17 protein-coding genes are annotated in these 19,329 nt (G+C 68.0%); 4 read left to right on the forward strand and 13 right to left on the reverse strand.

The annotated features are described in order from the left end of the window. The 6 genes from ACFXGJ_RS18420 to ACFXGJ_RS18445 all read right to left on the reverse strand — a co-directional run. A partial coding sequence (locus ACFXGJ_RS18420; RefSeq protein ID WP_378622883.1) for an agmatine/peptidylarginine deiminase occupies window positions 1-983 on the reverse strand: 983 nt, incomplete at its 3' end. After that, complete coding sequence (locus ACFXGJ_RS18425) at window positions 980-1,972, reverse strand: nitrilase-related carbon-nitrogen hydrolase (RefSeq protein WP_378622922.1); 993 nt, start codon at window positions 1,970-1,972, stop codon at window positions 980-982. The genes ACFXGJ_RS18425 and ACFXGJ_RS18420, both read right to left, overlap by 4 nt. A gap of 82 nt (window positions 1,973-2,054) precedes the next feature. Continuing rightward, window positions 2,055-2,645 carry a TetR/AcrR family transcriptional regulator gene (locus ACFXGJ_RS18430; protein WP_378622885.1) on the reverse strand — a complete coding sequence of 197 codons (591 nt, stop codon included), beginning with the start codon at window positions 2,643-2,645 and terminating at the stop codon, window positions 2,055-2,057. A gap of 30 nt (window positions 2,646-2,675) precedes the next feature. Next, a complete protein-coding gene (locus tag ACFXGJ_RS18435) occupies window positions 2,676-4,181 on the reverse strand; it encodes a purine-cytosine permease family protein (protein WP_378622888.1) in 1,506 nt (501 codons plus the stop codon). Between the two features lie 259 nt (window positions 4,182-4,440). Beyond that, complete coding sequence (locus tag ACFXGJ_RS18440) at window positions 4,441-5,526, reverse strand: agmatine/peptidylarginine deiminase (protein WP_378622891.1); 1,086 nt, start codon at window positions 5,524-5,526, stop codon at window positions 4,441-4,443. Between the two features lie 195 nt (window positions 5,527-5,721). Beyond that, on the reverse strand, window positions 5,722-7,044 hold the full coding sequence (locus tag ACFXGJ_RS18445) for a serine/threonine-protein kinase (protein ID WP_378622893.1): 1,323 nt from the start codon (window positions 7,042-7,044) through the stop codon (window positions 5,722-5,724). A 295-nt stretch (window positions 7,045-7,339) separates the two neighbouring features. On the opposite strand from ACFXGJ_RS18445, the gene ACFXGJ_RS18450 reads away from it, so the two are divergent. From ACFXGJ_RS18450 to ACFXGJ_RS18465, 4 genes are all read left to right on the forward strand, one after another. After that, complete coding sequence (locus ACFXGJ_RS18450) at window positions 7,340-8,446, forward strand: agmatine/peptidylarginine deiminase (RefSeq protein WP_378622924.1); 1,107 nt, start codon at window positions 7,340-7,342, stop codon at window positions 8,444-8,446. 104 nt (window positions 8,447-8,550) lie between these two features. After that, window positions 8,551-9,132 carry a TetR/AcrR family transcriptional regulator gene (locus ACFXGJ_RS18455; protein ID WP_378622895.1) on the forward strand — a complete coding sequence of 194 codons (582 nt, stop codon included), beginning with the start codon at window positions 8,551-8,553 and terminating at the stop codon, window positions 9,130-9,132. 566 nt (window positions 9,133-9,698) lie between these two features. Continuing rightward, complete coding sequence (locus tag ACFXGJ_RS18460; protein ID WP_378622898.1) at window positions 9,699-10,364, forward strand: MspA family porin; 666 nt, start codon at window positions 9,699-9,701, stop codon at window positions 10,362-10,364. Window positions 10,365-10,467: 103 nt separating this feature from the next. Further along, entirely contained in the window at window positions 10,468-11,157 is a 690-nt protein-coding gene (locus ACFXGJ_RS18465; RefSeq protein WP_378622900.1) for an MspA family porin, read from the forward strand. Window positions 11,158-11,549: 392 nt separating this feature from the next. Here the strand turns inward: ACFXGJ_RS18465 and ACFXGJ_RS18470 are convergent, their stop codons facing one another. The 7 genes from ACFXGJ_RS18470 to ACFXGJ_RS18500 all read right to left on the reverse strand — a co-directional run bounded on the left by ACFXGJ_RS18470 (window position 11,550) and on the right by ACFXGJ_RS18500 (window position 18,990). Further along, window positions 11,550-12,359: an ABC transporter ATP-binding protein gene (locus ACFXGJ_RS18470; RefSeq protein WP_378622903.1), complete on the reverse strand. Its 810-nt coding sequence runs from the start codon at window positions 12,357-12,359 to the stop codon at window positions 11,550-11,552. Then, complete coding sequence (locus ACFXGJ_RS18475; protein ID WP_378622906.1) at window positions 12,356-13,405, reverse strand: ABC transporter ATP-binding protein; 1,050 nt, start codon at window positions 13,403-13,405, stop codon at window positions 12,356-12,358. The genes ACFXGJ_RS18470 and ACFXGJ_RS18475 overlap by 4 nt, the downstream gene beginning before the upstream one ends. Then, window positions 13,402-14,292, reverse strand: a complete 891-nt coding sequence (locus ACFXGJ_RS18480; RefSeq protein WP_378622908.1) for an ABC transporter permease — start codon at window positions 14,290-14,292, stop codon at window positions 13,402-13,404. Before ACFXGJ_RS18480 ends, ACFXGJ_RS18475 begins: the two co-directional genes overlap by 4 nt. Continuing rightward, the gene (locus ACFXGJ_RS18485) at window positions 14,289-15,236 is read right to left on the reverse strand and encodes an ABC transporter permease (RefSeq protein ID WP_378622913.1); all 948 of its coding nucleotides are present in this window, start codon (window positions 15,234-15,236) and stop codon (window positions 14,289-14,291) included. The genes ACFXGJ_RS18480 and ACFXGJ_RS18485 overlap by 4 nt, the downstream gene beginning before the upstream one ends. A 1-nt stretch (window position 15,237) precedes the next feature. Continuing rightward, entirely contained in the window at window positions 15,238-16,878 is a 1,641-nt protein-coding gene (locus tag ACFXGJ_RS18490) for an ABC transporter substrate-binding protein (protein WP_378622916.1), read from the reverse strand. A gap of 70 nt (window positions 16,879-16,948) precedes the next feature. Continuing rightward, the gene (locus tag ACFXGJ_RS18495; protein ID WP_378622929.1) at window positions 16,949-17,875 is read right to left on the reverse strand and encodes a nitrilase-related carbon-nitrogen hydrolase; all 927 of its coding nucleotides are present in this window, start codon (window positions 17,873-17,875) and stop codon (window positions 16,949-16,951) included. 65 nt (window positions 17,876-17,940) lie between these two features. Next, window positions 17,941-18,990 (reverse strand): agmatine/peptidylarginine deiminase, encoded by a 1,050-nt coding sequence (locus ACFXGJ_RS18500; RefSeq protein WP_378622919.1) that lies wholly within the window; start codon window positions 18,988-18,990, stop codon window positions 17,941-17,943. Between the last annotated feature and the right edge of the window lie 339 nt (window positions 18,991-19,329).

The raw sequence follows: 19,329 nt of genomic DNA on the forward strand, positions 1-19,329 counted from the left end.
CCGCCGCCGCGCTCGAACAGGGGACGGGCGTCGACGGTGACGACCTTGCGACCGGGGTACGCGTCGGCGAGGATCCCGGCGGCGGCATCGTCGTGCGGGTCGTCGAAACTGCACGCGATGACGCCGCCGTTCACAACCAGATGGTTGATGTAGCTGTAGTCGACCCAGCCCTCCGCGTCCCGGAGCGCGGCGGGTGCGGGCACCTCCACGATCTGCCAGGGCGCCCCGGTGGCATCGCGGCTCTCGGACAGCACTGCGAGCAGATCGCGCGTCACCGCGTGGTCGGGGTGCGAGGCGTCGGTTTGGCTGTGAACGAGCAGGACGCCCGGCGACGGAATGGCCGCGACGATGTCGACGTGCCCGCGTGTGCCGAACCTCTGCGAGTCACGGGTCAGGCCGCGCGGCAGCCAGATGACGTTCTCGGTGCCGATGGTGCGCGCCAGCTCGGCCTCGACCGCGGCCTTGTCCAGGCCGGGGTTGCGCATGGGATCGAGTTGCACGGTCTCGGTGACGAGCACGGTGCCGAGCCCGTCGACCTGGATGCCGCCGCCCTCGTTGACCATCGGCGACGGCACCGGGTCGGCGCCCGACCAGCGCGTGACCGCCCCGCCGATCGCCTGATCCTTGCCCCAGGCGGCCCAGTCCTGCTGGCCCCACCCGTTGAACACCCAGTCCACCGCGCCCAGCCGGTCGTTCTCGTCGAGCACGAAAGTGGGTCCGATATCGCGCATCCACGCGTCGTCGAGGGGCGCCTCGACGACGTCGATGTCCGCGGACAGGTAGCGGCGGGCGGCGTCGATGTCCGCCGGGTCGACGACCATCGTCACCGGCTCGAACGCGGCGACGGCATGCGCGACCGCCGACCAGGCGACGCGCGCCTCGTGTGCCGCCTCGGCGGTCTCACTGATGGAGGAACCCTCCGGTGGGAACGCCATCCACACCCGCTCCTGCGGATCGGTCTCGCTCGGCATCCGCCACGTCATGACCGGACCGCCGCAGCGGGCCGGGCGTGCAGGTCGCCGTGGGGACGCTCGTGATCGACGGGGACGGTGAGCCTGTCGTAGGTGTCCGGGCGCCGGGTGGTCAGGAACGGGAACAGGTCGAGCCAGTCCTTGCGCTGGTCGAGGTCGAGGTCGGCGACCAGGACTGCCTGCTCGTCCCGCGGGGCCGACACCAGCACCCGCCCGTACGGATCGGAGATGAACGACGAGCCGTAGAAGTTCACGCCGCCCTCGTCACCGCAGCGGTTCGGGACCACCATGAAGGTGCCGTTGGTGATGCCGTTGCCCACGATGACGTGCTGCCAGATCGGTTGCGTGTCGAAGGCCGGGAAGCTCGGCTCGGAGCCGATGGCGGTGGGATAGACGACGATCTCGGCGCCGCCGAGGGAGTACATGCGGGCCACCTCGGGGAACCACTCGTCCCAGCAGGTCGGCAGCCCGATCGCGGCGCCGTCCAGCTCGGCCGGGCTGTAGACCGGGTACGCGTCCTGCGCCGGACCGCCGCGGAAGTAGGTGTCCTCGTAGTACCCGGCGCTGACCGGGATGTGCAGCTTCCGGGTGCGGCCGAGCAGCTCGCCGTCCGGTGACACCAGGATCGCGGTGTTGAATCCGAGCCCGTCCGGGCCGTCGGCGCGTTCGTACAGCGAGGCGTGAACGGCCACTCCGTGTTCCCGGGCTGCCGCGGAGGCGAACTCGAACGTCGGTCCGGTCGTCAGGTCTTCCGCGTGCTCGCCGGGAGTGCCGGTGGCACGCACGTCGGCGGGGTACTTCGAGAGGGTGAGCTCGGGCAGGAACACGACCCGGGCGCCGTACCCGGCGGCCTGGCCGATCCCGGCGGACAGCTCGGATCGCAGCTCGTCGGGGTCGGGCAGCCAGCGGTGCTGGACCAGCGCGACCCGCAGCGGCGGTCGAGAGCTGTCGATCGAGCGAGCGGGGGAGGTCGGCGGGGTCAAAGCCGTCGACACCGTCATCGGACCAGTGGTCATCGTTCTTTCCTTCTGTGTGAATCGACATGAACGTGTGAAGTGCCGGCGGCAGCGGTCGCGCCGCCGGTCATGGGTGTCTGCGCAGCTCTGACGGCATCACCGTCTCGACAGCTCCGAGCACGAGGCTGCGTGCGTCGTCGGTGCTGATCTCGCGGCACAACCAACGCCCGGACAGTCCCTCGACGAGCGCCGTCATCGTGACCGCAGCGCGATGGGGGTCTATCGTCCCGGCAACCTCGCCCGCGAGCTGCGCCTGCGACACCGCGTCCGCGATCTCGGACACCCACGCCGCCGTGGTACGGGCGAGCGGCCCACGAAGCGCCTCCTCGTAGACAGCCGAGGCGCGCAACTCGTTCCACGCGAGCGAGTTCTCGACCACATCGGGCCGGTCCTGGATCTCCCCCAGCAGGGAGCGCAGCAACCGGTCGCGTGCGGAGTCGGTCAGGGCCTCGCCCTCGCTGCGGTACTCGCGCGCCCTGTCGTTGATGTGGTTCAGGGCCGCCTCGAGGAGGCCGATCCGGTCGCGGAAGTGGTAGTAGAGCAATCCCGCCGACACCCCGGCCGCGTCGGCTACGTCGGTCACGCGCAGGCCCCGGATCCCGCGCTCCGCGATCGCGGTCGCGCTGGCCCGCAGAATCGCATCCCGTCGCGTACTCACTTGGCATCTACTCTCGGCTCCATGGGTAGATCACCTGTCCACTGGCGCAACGTGTTCGGGCCACAGACGGAGCGCGGTCAGATAGCCGGCGACCGCGATCACCACCGAGCCGATCAGGCTCACGTCCACGCCACCGGCGATGTTCGCGAAAGGTCCTGTGAACAAGGCGGTGTGAACGGCGCAGATCCCGAATACCGATGCCACCGCCCAGGGAACGATCGCCCGCAGGTTCCAGCCGCCGGTGAACCAGTAGCGCCCCCCGCGCCTGCCCTGGTTGAACACCTGAAGGTCCGTGGGGTCGTACTGGCCGCGGCGTGCGACCAGGAAACCGACGACGTTGATGGCGATCCACGGTGCCGCGGCTCCGTTGAGCAGCAGGGTCATCGCCGTGATCGAATCGACCGCGTCGACAACGAATACGCCGACGTAGAGCAGCACGACCGCGATCAGGGACGTGATCAGCGTGGTGTGCACCCGGCTCAGGCGAGGGATCAGCGCCTCCAGGTCCAACCCGCTCGCGTACACGTTCAGGACGCCCTGCCCGAGACCGCCCGCCAGGGCGATCAGGACGATCGGAAGGACGTACCAGCCCGGCGACGCGACGACGAGGTCGTTCACGTACGACTCGGTCGGGTCGGCGAACGTGGATGCGGTGAACGATCCGAAGGCGGCCGTCGAGAAGAGGCCGAAGAAGATGCCCAGCGTCGTGGCCGCGACGACGGAGCGGTCGCTGTACTTGATTCGGGAGATTCGGCGGCTGTAGTCACCCAGGGTAGGGGCGTACGAGAGCGGCCCACCGACGGCCAACCCGACAGCAAGAAGCCAGGTCGGCCAGAAGCTGCCGAGCAGGTAGTCGCCGCCGGGTGCACCCGGTTCGAACTGGCCGCCGAACGCGAACACCCCGAGCAGCAGCAACACCCCGACCACGGGAAGCACGAACTTCTGCAGCGTGACCACCGTGCCGTGCCCGAACAGCGCCACAACCACGATCTCGGTCGCGATCAGCCCGTATCCGACGGCGAGCGTGGCGTTGTTCGTCGGCGTTCCGAACAGCCGGTGCGCGGCCGCCACGAGGGCGTCACCCGACGTCCAGACGGCGATCGCCGCATACGCCAACGCAAACAGCAGGGTGAGCAACGACCCGATCATCCGACCGTTCACGCCGAAATGAGCTCCGCTGGACACGGTGTTGTTCGTACCCGTGCGCGGTCCGAGCAGGGCCAGCGGCGCGATGAGCAGTGTGCCGACACCGATTCCGGCCATGCTCGCGGTGACCGCGCCCACCCAACTCAGACCGAAGGTGATGGGGAGCCACCCGAAGACGATCACCGAGAACGCGAGATTCCCACCGAAGAACACCGCGAGCATGTTCCGCGGCCGTGAATCGCGCCCAGACTCCGGTATGTACTCGACGCCGACGGCCTCGACGTGGCCGAATCGATCCTCGGACGACAGTGAACTGTCGGGCGTGTCCGGAGAACTCGCGGCCACACCGGGTGCCGTCGCTCTGTTGTGGGCGCTGCGCCGTACGAGCACTGCGGACCTCCTGAAGTAGCTGGTCGAGCAGGTGATGGTCATCACACTCGATGGGAGGACGATAGACTCGACTGAAAATTCAGTCAATACCTCGAACGGCCCTCGCCGACCGGACCCCGCACGTGCGGGGTCCGGCCACGATGATCGACGAGCCCGCGACCGCGACGCCGTCGCGGCAGCAGGCTCACCGAAACTCGTTGCCGCACAACCGTTGTCAGGAGGTGTCGCCGGTCCGACTCCCCACGGCGCGAGATGAGCCCTAGCCCACCGGTTCCTGCTGGGTGGTGCAGTGGATGCCGCCGCCGCCGGCTGCGATGCCGTCGATGTCGATCTGGACGACCTGGCGGCCCGGGAACAGTCGCTCCAACGTGTGCCTGGCCGCCGAATCCCCTTCGAGGTCACCGAATTCCGGCGCAATGACCGCGCCATTGCAGACGTAGAAGTTGATGTAGCCGGCCGCGAAGTCATCGGATTCGTACCCGGGTCGCACCGTGGACGGACCCTCGATCACCTCGACGCGCAGCGGGCGTCCGTGCGCGTCGGTGGCCGCATTCAGGACATCCAGATGGCGCCGGGTGACGTCGTAGTCGAAGGATCTCGGGTCGGTGTCCAGCCCCGCGACAACGACACCGGGGCGGGCGAAGCGGGCATAGAAGTCGGTGTGGCCGTCGGTGATGTCGTAGCCGGCGATACCGGGCAGCCAGATGATCTTCTCGATGCCCAGCAGGTACTGCAGCTCCTCCTCGACATCCCGCTTCTTCCAGCCGCGGTTGCGGTTGCGGTTGAGCACGCAGCTCTCGGTGATGATCGCGGTTCCCTCGCCGTCGACCTCGACAGCGCCGCCCTCGAGCACCAGATCGGTGCGCAACGCTCCCACGCCGGCCCGGCGGGCGACCAAGCCCGCCACCTTTCGATCCCGGCCATGGCCCTGCTTCCTACCCCAACCGTTGAAGTTGAAGTCGACCCCGACCTTGGCGCCCTCGCCCTTGACGAACACCGGCCCGGTATCGCGCAGCCACAGGTCGTCGAGCGGGGCGGCGACGATGTCGACGGGGGCATCGCCGAGGAAATGACGGGCCAGATCGATCTCGTCGGGACGCACCAGCATCGACACGGGTTCGAACCGGGCGATCGTCCGTGCGATGGTGGCCAGACTGCGACGTGCCTCGGGGAGCAGGCGCCGGCCCCAGACCTCCTCACTCGCCCCGAACGCCATCCAGGTCCGCTCGTGCGGATCACCTTCCTCCGGCATCAACCGGCGGCGATCGTCCTCGACATCGCCGCCCCGACCCCAGAGCAGCGCACCGAGGGCGTCGCCCACGTGCGCGAATGGGCTGTTTCGCATCTGTTCGCTCCTGACGTACCGGCGCACCCTGCTCGCGATGTGAGCGAGGGCGCGCCGCGGGACGGCATCCCACTGGCGGCGCAGGCGCATCGCGTTGTGGGCGGCGCGCCTACCTGTCCACCACAGGATACATTCTGACTAAATAATTAGTCAGATGTCCTGGTCAGGCCCCGCCTCCGTGAGATCTCCGTACCGTCAGGGCACGTCGTAGCCGTAGTCGTACGAGTCGTAGGACCCGTCCTGCGTGGGTGGCGCGTCAGGCTCAGGCGATCGGCTCGACGTCTGGCCGCCCGTCGGCGAGAGATGAGGAGCGGGCAGTGCCGGTACCGGGGTCGGCGCGGGCGGCGCCGGGGCGGTGACCGGCTCTGTATAGGAGGGCATGTCCGCAGCGTCCGATGGCGGCGCGGATGGAGTGTTCGTCGCGAGGACGACGCCGACGGCGATCGCGGCGGCAACACCTGCGGCCGAGGCCCCCCAGGCCAGCTTCTTCGCGGGGAGTCGTCGCCTCGTCCGGCGATCGTTCACGGGCACCGACGCGAATGCCGGGGCGGTTGGACCCGCAGGGGTGTCGATTGCGATTGACGACTGCCACCGCAGGGTCGGCCGCGGCCGGCCGGCGTCGTCGGCGGCCCGGTGCATCGCGACGGTAGGTGCCGCCTCGATGTCCGGCATGCGGACCCGCGGCTCGGCGGCAGCGGAGGCAGCGGAGGCGAGGGCCTGGTGGGCCGCGGCGGCGAGAGCGCCCGCCGAGGGGTAGCGGTCGGCGGGGTCCTTCGCCATCCCCCGGGCGACGACCGCATCGAATCCCACGGGCACCGGGACGCCGCCGGCACTGGGCCGCGGCGGTTGCCCCGCGAGATGCGCGGACAGTTGCTGCTCGGGGCTGTCCCCGGGAAACGGAGGCATCCCGGTCAGGCACTCGTGCAGGACGCAGGCGAGCGCGTAGACGTCCGACCGTGCGTCCCCATGCCCTGCCGTGAACCTCTCCGGGGCCATGTAGGCGAGCGTGCCCATCGTCGCGCCCGTACCGGTCAACCCGGCTTCGCCGCCGACCCGGGCGATGCCGAAATCGATGAGATAGGCGAAATTGCGGGCACTGACCAGAATGTTCGAGGGTTTGACGTCGCGGTGCACGAGCCCGTCGGCGTGCGCGGCGTCGAGCGCGGCGGCGACCTGGTCGACGACGGAGACAGCCACGGCGACCGGCATCGGCCCGTACCGACTCAGGATCGACCTCACGTCGGCACCCTCGATCAGGCGCATGTCCAGATACAGACGGCCGTCGATCTCCCCGAAGTCATGGATGGGCACCACGTGCGGCTCGCGTAGCGCCGCGGTGACCCGCGCCTCGCGGCGGAACCGCTCCCGGAATTCGCTGTCCGCGGCGAGGTGCGCGGGCAACACCTTCAACGCCACGACCCGATCGGTGGCGGTGTCGTGGGCCTTGTAGACCTGCCCCATGCCGCCCTCGCCGATCAGCTCCTGGAGGCGATAGCGCCCGAACGATGCGTCATCCATGTGACCCTCTCCAAAATGCATCGCGCGATCGGTACGCCCCGGCGCCGGCAGGAACGAAAAGCGTGCTCGACTGCGGGGTCCCGTCGAGCGTCCGCCCACCCAGAACACTGACTAAATATGCGGTCAGCATTCCCAGCCTAACAGGCCGACGGTGCACCACCGGAGCCAAGTCGGCAAGCCGTTGATCAGGCTCGATGCACTGACCATATTTTTAGTCAAGCTACGATATGATCGTGAAGCAGCCGCGCATCGGCATCGACCAGCGCCTGCACGGACCCAGGAGAACGAAAACGTGATGCTCAGACGACAGTTCATTCAGTCGAGCCTGGCCGCGGCCGGCGTACTGCTGGTGGCGGGATGCTCCGACACCGAGTCTTCCGTCGAGGGCGGCGACGATCAGCGCGAGTGGCGGATGCCCGACGAGGGCGACCCACACAAGCGGACCTGGATGGCATTCGGTGCCAGCGAGGCGATCTGGGGCGCCGCCCTGCTCCCCGAGGTCCGCCGCAATCTCGCGACGATCGCACAGACCATCGCCCAGTTCGAACCCGTCTCCATGCTGGTACGCCCGGAAGAACTCGACCTGGCACGCGGCCTGGTCGGCCCCACCATCGACCTCGTCACCGCCCCGCTCGACGACCTCTGGATGCGCGACACCGGCCCGGTGTTCGTCAAGGCCAACGGCACCAAGGCCGGAGTCGACTTCAACTTCAACGGCTGGGGCGAGAAACAGGACTTCGACAACGACGCAGGAGTGGCGAACCTCGTCTGCACCCGCGCCGGCGTCGAATCACTGCCCAGCGACCTGATCCTCGAGGGCGGCGGCATCGAAGTCGACGGCGAAGGCACCGCCATCATCACCGAGAGCTGCGTCCTCAACGACAATCGCAACCCCGGACGGTCGAAAGCCGACGTCGAAGAAGAACTCGTCGCCCTGCTCGGGCTCGAGAAAATCATCTGGCTGCCCGGCATCAAGGGCAAGGACATCACCGACGGCCACACCGACTTCTACGCCCGCTTCGCCCGTCCCGGCGTCGTCGTCGCCGGCTACGACCCCGACCCGACATCGTTCGACCACGACGTCACCACCCGACACCTCGAGATCCTCAAGACAGCCACCGACGCGAAGGGACGCACACTCGACGTCGTCGTCCTCGACGCCCCTGGCTCGGTCCGGCCCGCACACGAATCCGACGACTTCGCCGCCGGCTACATCAACTTCTACATCTGCAACGGCGCCGTCATCGCCCCCGAATTCGGCGACCCCGACACCGACCAAGCAGCCAAACAGGAACTCGAACGCCTCTTCCCCGACCGCCGCGTCGTACAGATCAACATCGACGCCATCGCCGCGGGCGGCGGCGGCATCCACTGCACCACCCAACAAGAACCCGCGGACTGATCGCGAAACCCACACCTGCCGAACCGGAGGGCGGCGGTCCCGACGATCCCGGTTTGATCGGGTCGCGGGACCGCCGCCCTCCACGATCCGTACAGTGAGGTCCTGTGTCCGACCGACAAACTCAGATCCTGGAAGCTGCAGTACGCGTCATCGCGCAAAGTGGCGTGCGCGGACTGCGGATCGAGAAGCTCGCCGCCGAGGCCGGGGTCTCGACCGCCCTGATCTACTACCACTTCCAGGACCGGGCCGGGGTGCTGCGCCGCGCACTCGAGCACATCAATGAGCGGGCCGAACGCTACACCGCGGACTCCCTCGAGTCGGCGGACCCGCGCACCCAGCTCGAGCAGACCCTCCTACTCGAGATCCAGGATGCCCCCGCAGTCCGGGAGAACAGCATTGCCTGGGGCGAACTCCGGGCCAGCGCGATCTTCAACGAGGATCTACGCGAACAACTCCGCGCCGCGACGCACGCCTGGGCCAAAGACATCGAAGCCCTCATCATCGAGGCGCAGTCCGTCGACCTGGCCGACCCGGAGGCCGACCCCACCGACGCCTCCGAACGTCTCACCGCGCTCGTCGAAGGACTGAGCGAACGCTGGCTCAGCGGGTCGATCACCCTCGAAAGGGCCCAGCATCTCGCCGCCCGGGCCATCACAGTCGAGCTCGGACCCCGCCCGGCGCGCTAGGGCAAGAATCCCCCACTCCCCCGAACATTCAAGACCCGACAGGCTTCCCGGCTGACATCGCACTCCCCTCGCACCCTCAGCGTGCGCCGGTCCTGAAAGCGATGCGTCGGGAACGGCACACGGCGGGGTCCGTCGGCGCAGCGGAGACACGTGCGGCAACACCAGGCACCGCGGGGTGCCGCCGATCATGCGCGCGCTTGCGTACAACGCTGTCGAGATGCGGCCGCTGACCCGAGGCACGAGCCGGGACAGTACTTTTCGGCGTTTCTGCATCACCGAGATTCACCTTTCCGGCCAGTGGCCGTGATCGTGGCGTGGCACATACTGACTCCACTTCAGTGACTCACATCACACGACTCCCCTGTGTCAGAGGCAAAGGAATCTACGCGTGCCCGAGGACGACCCACACAGACGCGCACTGGGGTGGTCGTGAACCGTGCCGGCGGACTCCGTCCCTGGAATCACCGCCAGCGGATTACGCAGCACCCCAATGCCTTTGATGGTGAAGCACTGATGACGCACCACCCGCTCACCGAAGTGAGCCACCCAACCCCGAGAGGAAACACATGAACCTCCGCTTCTCCACCGTCCGTCGCGGCGCGCGCTTCGCCGGAGCCGGTGCCGTCGCGGCCGTGGTGATCGGCCTGATGTCGACCGGCGCGGCGCACGCCGACACGTTCGTGCCGCTACCGGACGGACAGAAGGCCGGACCGGGAGTGGTCGTCGGGCGTGTCGGCGAGAGTGCCCTGATCTCCCCGTCGCTGGCCGCCAACGGCGCCGGACGCACCGCCTGGGTTTCGGGTACGGTCACCGCCGATGTGACCGGTGTCTCAGAGGGCGAGGCCGGGCCGTGGAACGGCGCCGCGGGCGACAAGGGCACGAACAACTCGTCCACGCACGGTGTCTCGCGGATCAGCACCGGCTACATCGTCGGCTGCCAGGTCGACATCACCGGCCTCGGTGGGTCCATCGGGATGGGCGTGAGCATGGACGGCCCGTCGATCTCGGGTTCGCTGACCGTTCCGGTCTCGCCCGGTCAGGTCAAGTTCGTCGGTGTCGCGGGCAAGGACATCAAGCGCAGCGGGAAGTACGCGGTCCAGTACCAGGACACCCAGCTCGAGATCCAGAACTGCGGCGGCTACGCCCAGGCCCGCGCCTACACCGTGGTCGAGATCGTCGGCAACGACTACTCCAAGACCACCCTGTACGGCCAGCCGTTCAGCATCGGATAGCAGGGCGGCTTCGCCGCCCGTGCACGTATTGCATGCCCATCGGGGTACAGCACGCACACCCTTCACACCCATACCCGAAACCCGAAACTTCAAAGGGGACTTCATGAACGCCACCACCACCGCCGGCCTGCGCCGCGGGCTGCAGTCCGCGGCGCTCGGCAGCGCCGCCGCCATCGCCCTCGGCTTCTTCTCCGCGGGCGCGGCGAACGCCGACACCTTCGTCCCACTGCCCGGCGGCACCGTCACGAAGACCCTCGCCGACGGCACCGTCGTCACCGTCACCATGACCGGCGAGTCCGCGAACATCTCCGGCTCGATGGGCGCGACCCCGCTGCACCGCAACGTGTGGGTCTCCGGCTCGGCGAAGGTCGAGATCTCCGGCGGCTCCGGCGCCGAGGGCGGCGACATCGAACCCGGCTACATCGTGGCCTGCCAGCTCACCCTGGGCGGCGAGACCGGCCACAACGCCGGCGGCGGCACCACCTGGGCGAACGAGGACGGCGACGCCTCGATGACCGCCGACAGTGCCGGCACCGTCGCCATCGGCCCCGGCGCGGCCGCCAGCTTCTCCGTCCTCGACCTCGAATCCGCCGACGACTTCGGTGGCGAGTCGCACTCCGGTGAGCATTCCTTCGAAGGCGCCACCGGCAGCGTCACCTGGGCCGACTCCACCATGAGCGTCGAAGGCTGCGCCGGCTACGCCCAGGCCCGCTCCTACGTCAACGTCACCGTCGACACCGAGAACGTCAAGGGCACCGTCACCCTCTGGGGCCAGCCCTTCAGCATCGGCTGACCTGATCTGAAAAGATCTGGGCCCGTATCGAATCCGATACGGGCCCAGAGTGTCCTCTCGTATCCCTGTGCTCCGGAGGTGAGCCTGTCGGGTAATCCGTCGGGATGTCTCGTCTCGGCGGTGGGGCGAGGACCCGTCCCACCGAGAGCAAGTCCTACCCCGCGGAGAGCAGGGCGACACCTGCGACGCCGCTGGCTACCGCCAGGACGGCGGATGCCAGGCCTGCGACGGCAACGATCTGGTTCAGCTCGGTAGCGGACGAACCCATGGTGGAGACTCCTTCGTGTGAAATATCGTGACAGTTCGTTGGTTTCGGATGCTGGGTGGATCTCGGTCACCGGGCCGGAGGTCCGCGACCGAGGTACGTTCGGCCGGTGGCGGATCCGTAACCGCTAGGCAACCGGTTCCACGACGGGCACGGCCCGCCGTGCAGGTGTCCATCCGGGGCGGGGGACGCTGTCGAGCAGCGCGCGGGTGTACGGATGCTTCGGATTCCGAAGCAGGTCCGCCGTTCGTCCGCTCTCGACGATCCGACCCTTCTGCATCACGATGCTGTGTTCGGTGACCTGCCGGACCACGGCGAGGTCGTGGGTGATGAACACGTACGCGAGTCCCGTGGCGTCGCGGATGTCGGCCAGCAGGTTCAGGATCTGAGCCTGGATGGAGACATCGAGAGCAGCGACGGCCTCGTCGAGGACGAGCACGCGAGGATCGGCTGCGAGGGCCCGCGCGATCGCGACGCGCTGCCGCTGGCCGCCCGACAGGTGACCGGGCATGGAGGCCAGCAGCCGTGCATCGAGCGAAACCATGTCGGCAAGCGCCTGCACCCGCTCGGAATACGTTGTCGCCGAGTTTGTCTCGTGCAGGCGTACCGCCTCGGCGAGCGTCTGGTGGATCGTCTGGTGTGGGTCGAGGCTCGTGTACGGATCCTGGAACACCATCTGCGCCTCACGTGCACGCGCTCTTCTGGCACCGGTTGCACGCGACGGATGCGAGCGGTCGTTTCCGCAGCAGGTGATGGCGCCGGCACTCGGCTGTTCCAGGCCGATGATCATACGGGCGACGGTTGTCTTGCCGGAGCCCGATTCGCCGACGATGCCGATCGAGGAACCCGCGGCCAGCTCGAACGTGACACCGTCGACCGCCGTGAACGCGCCGAAGGTCTTGCTGAGGTCCTTCACCGTCAGGATCGGATCTGTCATTCGGAATCCCCTTGCAGAAGTGATCCGAGTTCGTCGGAGCGCACACAGCGCACCGCGCGGCCGGACTCGTGGGTGAGGGGTACTGACCCCGACTCTGTGCAGCGCGCCATCCGGTGCGGGCAACGATCCGCGAACGCGCACGTCTCGGCTGCCTCCCACGCCCCGATCGGGCGCCCCGCGATCGAGTCGAGCCTGGGCCGTGGTCGTTCCCAGTGCGGACGTGCGGCGGCGAGGGCCGCGGTGTAGGGGTGCCGTGGATGGTGATGCAGTCCCGCGGACTGTTGGGTTTCCACGATCTGGCCCGCATACATGACCGCGGTGCGATCGCACACGGCCGCGGCCAGGTCGAGGTCGTGGGTGATGAACAGCAGGGCGACGCCCGCGTCGTGGCGCAACTCGTCGAGGATCGCCATCACCTCGGACTGCGTCGTGACATCCAGAGCCGTCGTCGGCTCGTCGGCGAGGATCAGCTTCGGGTCTGCCAGCAGTGCCGAGGCGATCATGACCCGCTGCAGCATGCCCCCGGACAAGTCGCCGGGGTACTGGCGCATCCTGCAGGCGGTATCGGTGATGCCGACCTCCGACAACATCTGCTGGGCGCGCCGGGTCGCCGCGTGCCGATCGACGCGGGCGACCGTCCGGAGTTGCTCGGTGAGGAAGTCGCCGATGCGCCGGACCGGATTGATGTACGCACGAGGATCCTGGAAGATGACGGACATGCCCCCGCGGGCACGGCGCAGCGGTTCCCCACGAAGACCCAGCATTTCGCGTCCTTCGAAGCGGACCGAGCCCGTCGTGGTCGCCCGGTCCGGCAGCAGCTGGGCGATCGTCCGCGCCGTCATGGACTTGCCCGCACCGGACTCGCCGACGAGCGCGAGCGCTTCCCCGCGCTCGATCGTCAGTGAGACGTCGCGGAGCACAAGGCGCTTCTGTCCGGCGACGTCGAGCGTCAGGTTCAGGTCCTCCACGGCGACCAGTGGCGCACCTGAACCCGGTGGGGCCGAGGCGGTCGAACGCGGTGCGGTCGTCGGAAGTGCTTTCGTCATGAGTGATCCTTGGTCTGTCGGTCGTTGAGTCGCTCTCCGAGGACGTTGAACGCGACGATGACGAGTACCAGCGCGACGCCGGCGGTCAGGGACTCGGCGGGAAACCCTTGCAGCACACCGGTTTGGCCGTCGGCCGCCATTACGCCCCAGTCCGCCTGTGGCGGCTGAACGCCGAGACCGAGGAAGGAGATCGCCGCCAGATCCAGTGCGGCCCAACCGAAGAGGATGGTTCCCTGTGCGACGATCACGGGGGCGATGTTGGGCGCGACGTGCCGGGTACAGATGGCCCAGGCGGCGCTGCCCTGGACCTCGAGTGCCTCGATGTAGGGAAGTGATCGTTCCCGGATCGCCGCTCCTCGGACGATCCTGGCCACGTACGGGGTGTACGCCACCGCGAGCGACAGGGCGGCGGACCACTGACTGGGACCGAACACGGCCGCAGCGAGCACGGCAAGGAGCAGGCCGGGGAAGGCGAACACCAGGTCCGAGCACGAGGAAATCAGGCTGTCGACCCAGCCCTTCCGCCACGCCGCGATGACCGCGAGCACGGTTCCGGCGGTCATGGCCACAGCGATGACGACGAGGGCGCCGAGCATCGACGAGCGCGCGCCGACCAGCAGCCGCGACAAGATGTCGCGTCCCTGGGAGTCGTAACCCAGTGGATGTGCGGGGCTCGCCCCGACGAAGGCGTGGGCCAGATCGCCCTGGTTCGGCGGGAACGGCGCGATGAGCGGACCGAACACAGCGACGAGCGCCGCGAGCACGATGATCACCGCGCTGGCGTATCCCAGCCACCCGACTCCCCGCAGACCCGGAAGTCGCCGACCGCGGGCGGGGGTGGCAACGGCGCCGGTGACGGGGGCGTGCCCGGTCGCGGTGGCCGTCATGCCGCCGCCGTTCCGAGGCTGACGCGCGGGTCGAGCAGCGCGTACAGGAAGTCGACGATGCTGTTGATGAGCACGAACGCCACCACCATGATCAGGGAGACAGCCTGTACCACTGCGAAATCCTTGTTCTGTGCTGCGGTGACCAACGTGGCCCCCAATCCGTTGAGGTTGAATGCCTGTTCCACCACCGACGCCAGGACGATGAGCGAGGCGATGGTGAGGCCGGTGACGGTCGTGATGGGGATGGCCGCGTTGCGGAGGACGTGACGGCGCAACACGATCCCGACCGGCAACCCGCGACTGATGGCGGTCTGGACGTGCTCGCGCTTGGATTCGTCACGCACCGATGCACGAGTGACGCGTGCGACGAGCGCGAGCGACGCCACCGCCAGCGCGACGGCGGGGAGGGTGAGGTGCACGATCTGGTCGGAGAATCCTTCGCCCTCCCCCAGCGCCGGGAACCAGCCCAACTTCACCGAGAAGACGCTGATCAGGAAGAGCGCGGCAACGAACGACGGAATCGCGGCGAGCACCGTGGTCACCAGCAGCACTGTGGTGTCGACGAAACCGGGCTTCAGCGCGCTGAGGACGCCGATCCCGATCCCGACCACGGCGATGATGACCGACGCGTACGTGACCAGCTCGATCGTCGTGGGTGCGCGCTGCACTATCAGCGTCGACACGTCTTCCCTGCTGGCGATGGAATACCCGAAATCCCCGTGGAATGCGGACGTCAGCCAGTTCCAGTAGCGCACCGGCAGCGGGTCGTCGAGGTGGTACCGAGCGGTCAACTGCGCCCGCACCTCGGGCGTGACCTGCCGCCCGCCCGTCAAGACCGCGATCGGGTCGCCCGGTGCCAGGTACATCGCCGCATAGATCGCGACGCTGGCCGCGAACAGGGTGGCGAGCAGCAGGGCGCTGCGCCGGAGAAGGAACCTACGCACGTCAGTTCCCCTGTCCGAGCTTGGCCAGCCACGGCGCCTGCATGTAGGCGAAGGACGTCGGAGCGCCGGCCAGCTTCTTGTCGAGTACCAGGAACGAGGCGGGGTGCGACATGGGGATCCAGGGCAGTTCCCGCATGACCAGCTTGTCGGCCTCGACCGTCAACTCGGCACGGCGAACCGGATCCGGCTCCGTGCGAGCCCGGTTCAGGAGGGCGGACAGCTCCGGGTTGCGGTAGCCCGAGAAGTTCTGCGACCCGCCGGGTTCCGTGTACAGGGCGATCAACGCCGCCGGATCGGCGTAGTCGCCGTACGTCGTGGTGCTGAACGCGTCGACGCCGGCGCGCGCATCCGGATCGGTGAAGAAGTTGATGTAGTTCTGCGGCGAGACGTTGCGCAGGCTGGCCTCGAGCCCGATCGCGTTGGCCGCCTCCATCCAGGCGTTGGCGGCGGTGTTCACCGTCTTGATGCCGGTGGAGGTGCCGATGACGAGTGGCTTGCCGGCCGCGCCTGCCTCGGCGACGAGCTGCCTGGCCTTCTCGAGGTCCTGGGTCGGTTCGGGAGCGGCGTTCCAGGCCGCGGCGAACGTGTCCTCGGCGTATCCCCACGTCCCCGGGTTCGACGCCATCCGCGGGGCGACCGCGTTGCCCTGGTAGACGGCGCTGTCGAAGCTGGTTCGATCGAAGGCGAGCGACAACGCCTGCCGCACACGGGGATCGCCGAGCACACCGGTGAGGTTGGCGGGGATGAAGAACTCGGTCTCGAAGGACGGCCCGAGATGGACGGTGACATTGCTGGTCCGTTGCAACTGCGCCAACGTGGAGGTGTCGTTGATCCACGTGCCGCTGATCTCACCGGTCGACAGACCCGTGGTCAGTGTGGCGGCGTCGGACACACCCCGGAAGTCGATCTCGTTCGTCATCGGCTTCAGCGACGCGTCCCAGTAGTCGGGGTTGGCGGTGACCTTCAGGCGATCGCCCGCGGTCCATTCCGCCAGCTTGTACGGGCCCGTACACATGGCGCCGCCACTGGGCGTTCCGTAGTCGCGTCCTCGGTCGCGGGCATACTTCTCCTGGATGACGACGCCCGGCATCGCCGCGAGTTCGCCGGGGAGCCAGTAGTCGGGGCTGCTCAGATTGAGGGTGACGGTATCGGGTCGGTCGGTGCTGATCGAGCTGATCCGGTTCAGGGTCTCGCCGTAGAGTCCGCCGGTTTCCGGATCCTTGGTGCGTTGCAGGCTGAACGCCACATCGGCAGCCGTGAGCGGCTGACCGTCCCAGAAACGGACATCGGAGCGCAACGTGAGTACCAGCGTGGTCGGCGAGGTGTAGTGGTACTCGCCGGCCAGTCCCGGTGTGATGGTGCCGTCGGGCTGCTGCCGGAGCAGCGACTCGCACATCGTGGCGATGACCGTGTTCTCCGGGTAGTCGATCGCGGTGGCCGGATCCACTGATGTGGGATCGCGATACAGCGCCCAGGTCGCGCTGTCCGTGGGCCCGGTGGCCGCGTTCGTCATGGCGGGAAGATTCAGGAACTCGGTGTTGCTGACGGTGGTGGGCGTGGTGTCCGGGCGTCCCCCGCATCCCGCCAGGACGACCATCGTGCATGCGGCGGCCGCCGCGAGCTGTACCTTGGTGATTCGCATCCTCGACTCCTCGGGATTGATCTGTTTTCGGTGTGCCGCGGGCGGCCGCCGGGCACGGGCTGTGGCCGGCTCAGGCCATGGCTGCGGGCGGCTCGTCGGTGAGATCGCCGTAGCTGGCGGGTTGACGGGTGTCGAACAGGCCGAAGGTCAGCCAGTCCCGCCGCTGGTCCAGATCGAGATCCGCAACGAGGACGCTGTCTCGATCACGCGGAGCCTGAACGATCGTCCGGCCGTAGGGATCCGAGACGAAGGACGATCCGTAGAAGGTGATCCCGTCCTCGTGGCCGATCCGATTGACGGCCACCATGAAGGTGGCGTTGGCCAGACCGTTTCCCGAGATCATCTGATGCCACATCGGCTGGGTGTCGAACTCCTTCAGGTCGGGATCGCTACCGATCGCCGTGGGGTAGACGAGGATCTCGGCCCCGCGCATCGAGTACACCCGAGCCAGCTCGGGGAACCACTGGTCCCAGCAGGTCGGGAATCCGAACCGGCTGCCCGCGGCGTCGATCACGGGGAATCCGCTGTCACCGGAGTCGAAGTAGCGATCCTCGTGGTACCCGGGGAACGCCGGGATGTGCAGCTTGCGGGTCCGCGCGAGCACCGCGCCGTCCGGACCGACGAGGATCGCGGTGTTGAACCCCTGCCCACTGTCGCTGTGCTCGTAGAGCGAGGCATGGACGAAGATGTCGTGCCGGGCCGCGAGTTCCCGCGCGAACGAGGTCGTCGGTCCGTCGGGGATCGGCTCGCTGTGGTTCGCGGCATCGGCGTTGTCGGGAACTGTCGCGAAGTACGGGCTCAGTGTCAGCTCCTGCAGACACACGACCTGCGCGCCCAAGTCGGCGGCACGCCGCACACCGGCCGCCAGGGCGGCCTTGTGCTCCTCCGGATCGGCGTGCCATGAGGTCTGCACCGCGCCGACCCGGATCCGGTCCCTCGTCGGAGGAAGGTCGCGGGCGGGCGACGGAAGCACGGTGTCGACCGACGTGACGATCACGAACTGGCCGTCATCCTCGATCTTCGGCCCGATCGCTCCGGCGAGGTCGGCGCCGTCGTGTGCATTCATCGGGTCACCGCCGGGGTCGAGTGTGCCGCCGGGATCTGCTGGGTGATGCAGTGCACGCCGCCGCCGCCGTACGCGACGATGTTGCCGGGCACTCCGACCACCTCGCGGTCCGGGAACGCGAGGCGCAGCGTCGCCAGGGCCGGGTCGTCGAGTTCGTGCCCCGCTGTCGGGACGATCACGCCGCCGTTCGCGACGTAGAAGTTGGCATAGGCCACCATCGTCTCGGTGCCGTCCGGCAGCGTCGTGTAGGGGAACTGAGGCAGTTCGAGGATCTCGAAGGGCCGGCCCGCGGCGTCCGTCGACTCCCTCAGGACCTTCAGGTTCGCGGCCATCCGCTCGTAGTCGGGCAGCTCCGGGTCTTCGCAGGTCTGGGCGATCACCACGCCGGGCCGCACGTAGGTACAGACGCCGTCGACGTGTCCGTCGGTGTGGGTGTCGTCATAGCCGCCGTAGGGGAGCCAGATCACCTTCGACACTCCCAAGCGCGCCTCGAGCTCGTTCTCGATCTGCTCCCTCGACATGGAGGGATTGCGGTTCTCGTTGAGCAGGCACTGCTCCGTCGTGATCAGGGTTCCTTCGCCGTCGATCGTGATCGCACCGCCCTCGAGGACCATGTCCGACGGGATGCGGTCGATACCGAGGACCTCGAGCGCTCGACGGCTGATGGTGGCGTCCTTGTCGTACGGCAGGAACCGCTCGCCCCACGAGTTGAACCCGAAGTCGACGGCCGCACGCCGCCCCGCCTGCTCGAGGACGACCAGCGGGCCCGAGTCCCGGATCCAGGAGTCGTCGATTGCCAGCTCCACGACCTCCACGTTGCTGCCGCACGCGGCGCGGGCCTCGTCGCCCTGGCCAGGATTTGCGATCAGCAGGACCGGCTCGAACCCTGCGATCGCGTTCGCGGTCGCGGCGTATTCGGCTTTCGCCTCCTCGAAGTAGGGGCCCCAGAGGCTTTCACGGGTGGGCCAGGCCATGAGGCACCGCTCGTGGGGCGCCCACTCGGCCGGCATCCGCCAGGTCGTCGACGGGGCACGGTCGGTGATCATCTGTTCATGTGACGTATCTGTCATGAGAGGATCCTCACACTGACTAAATTATTAGTCAATGGCTCAGGCCCTATTGACTAATGATTTGGTCAGGTTTGGATCCGAGCGTCAGGCAGTCGCCCGATTCCGGATCTGCAGAGCGGTCTGCACAGTCAGCGGGAACCGCACACACCGACGCGCGATCAGCAGTCGTTCTTCGGCGGGCGGTGACGGCGACAGCGCAAGGAGAGGCAACACGATGCTCAGACGACAGTTCATTCGGTCGAGCCTGGCGCGGAGGTGTTGGTGTGCACGTTGATCATTATATGTGCAATGGCGGCCGGTCGAGTGAATTGAACT

The organism is Rhodococcus sp. NPDC059234, from assembly GCF_042754225.1.
Lineage (GTDB): Bacteria > Actinomycetota > Actinomycetes > Mycobacteriales > Mycobacteriaceae > Rhodococcus_G.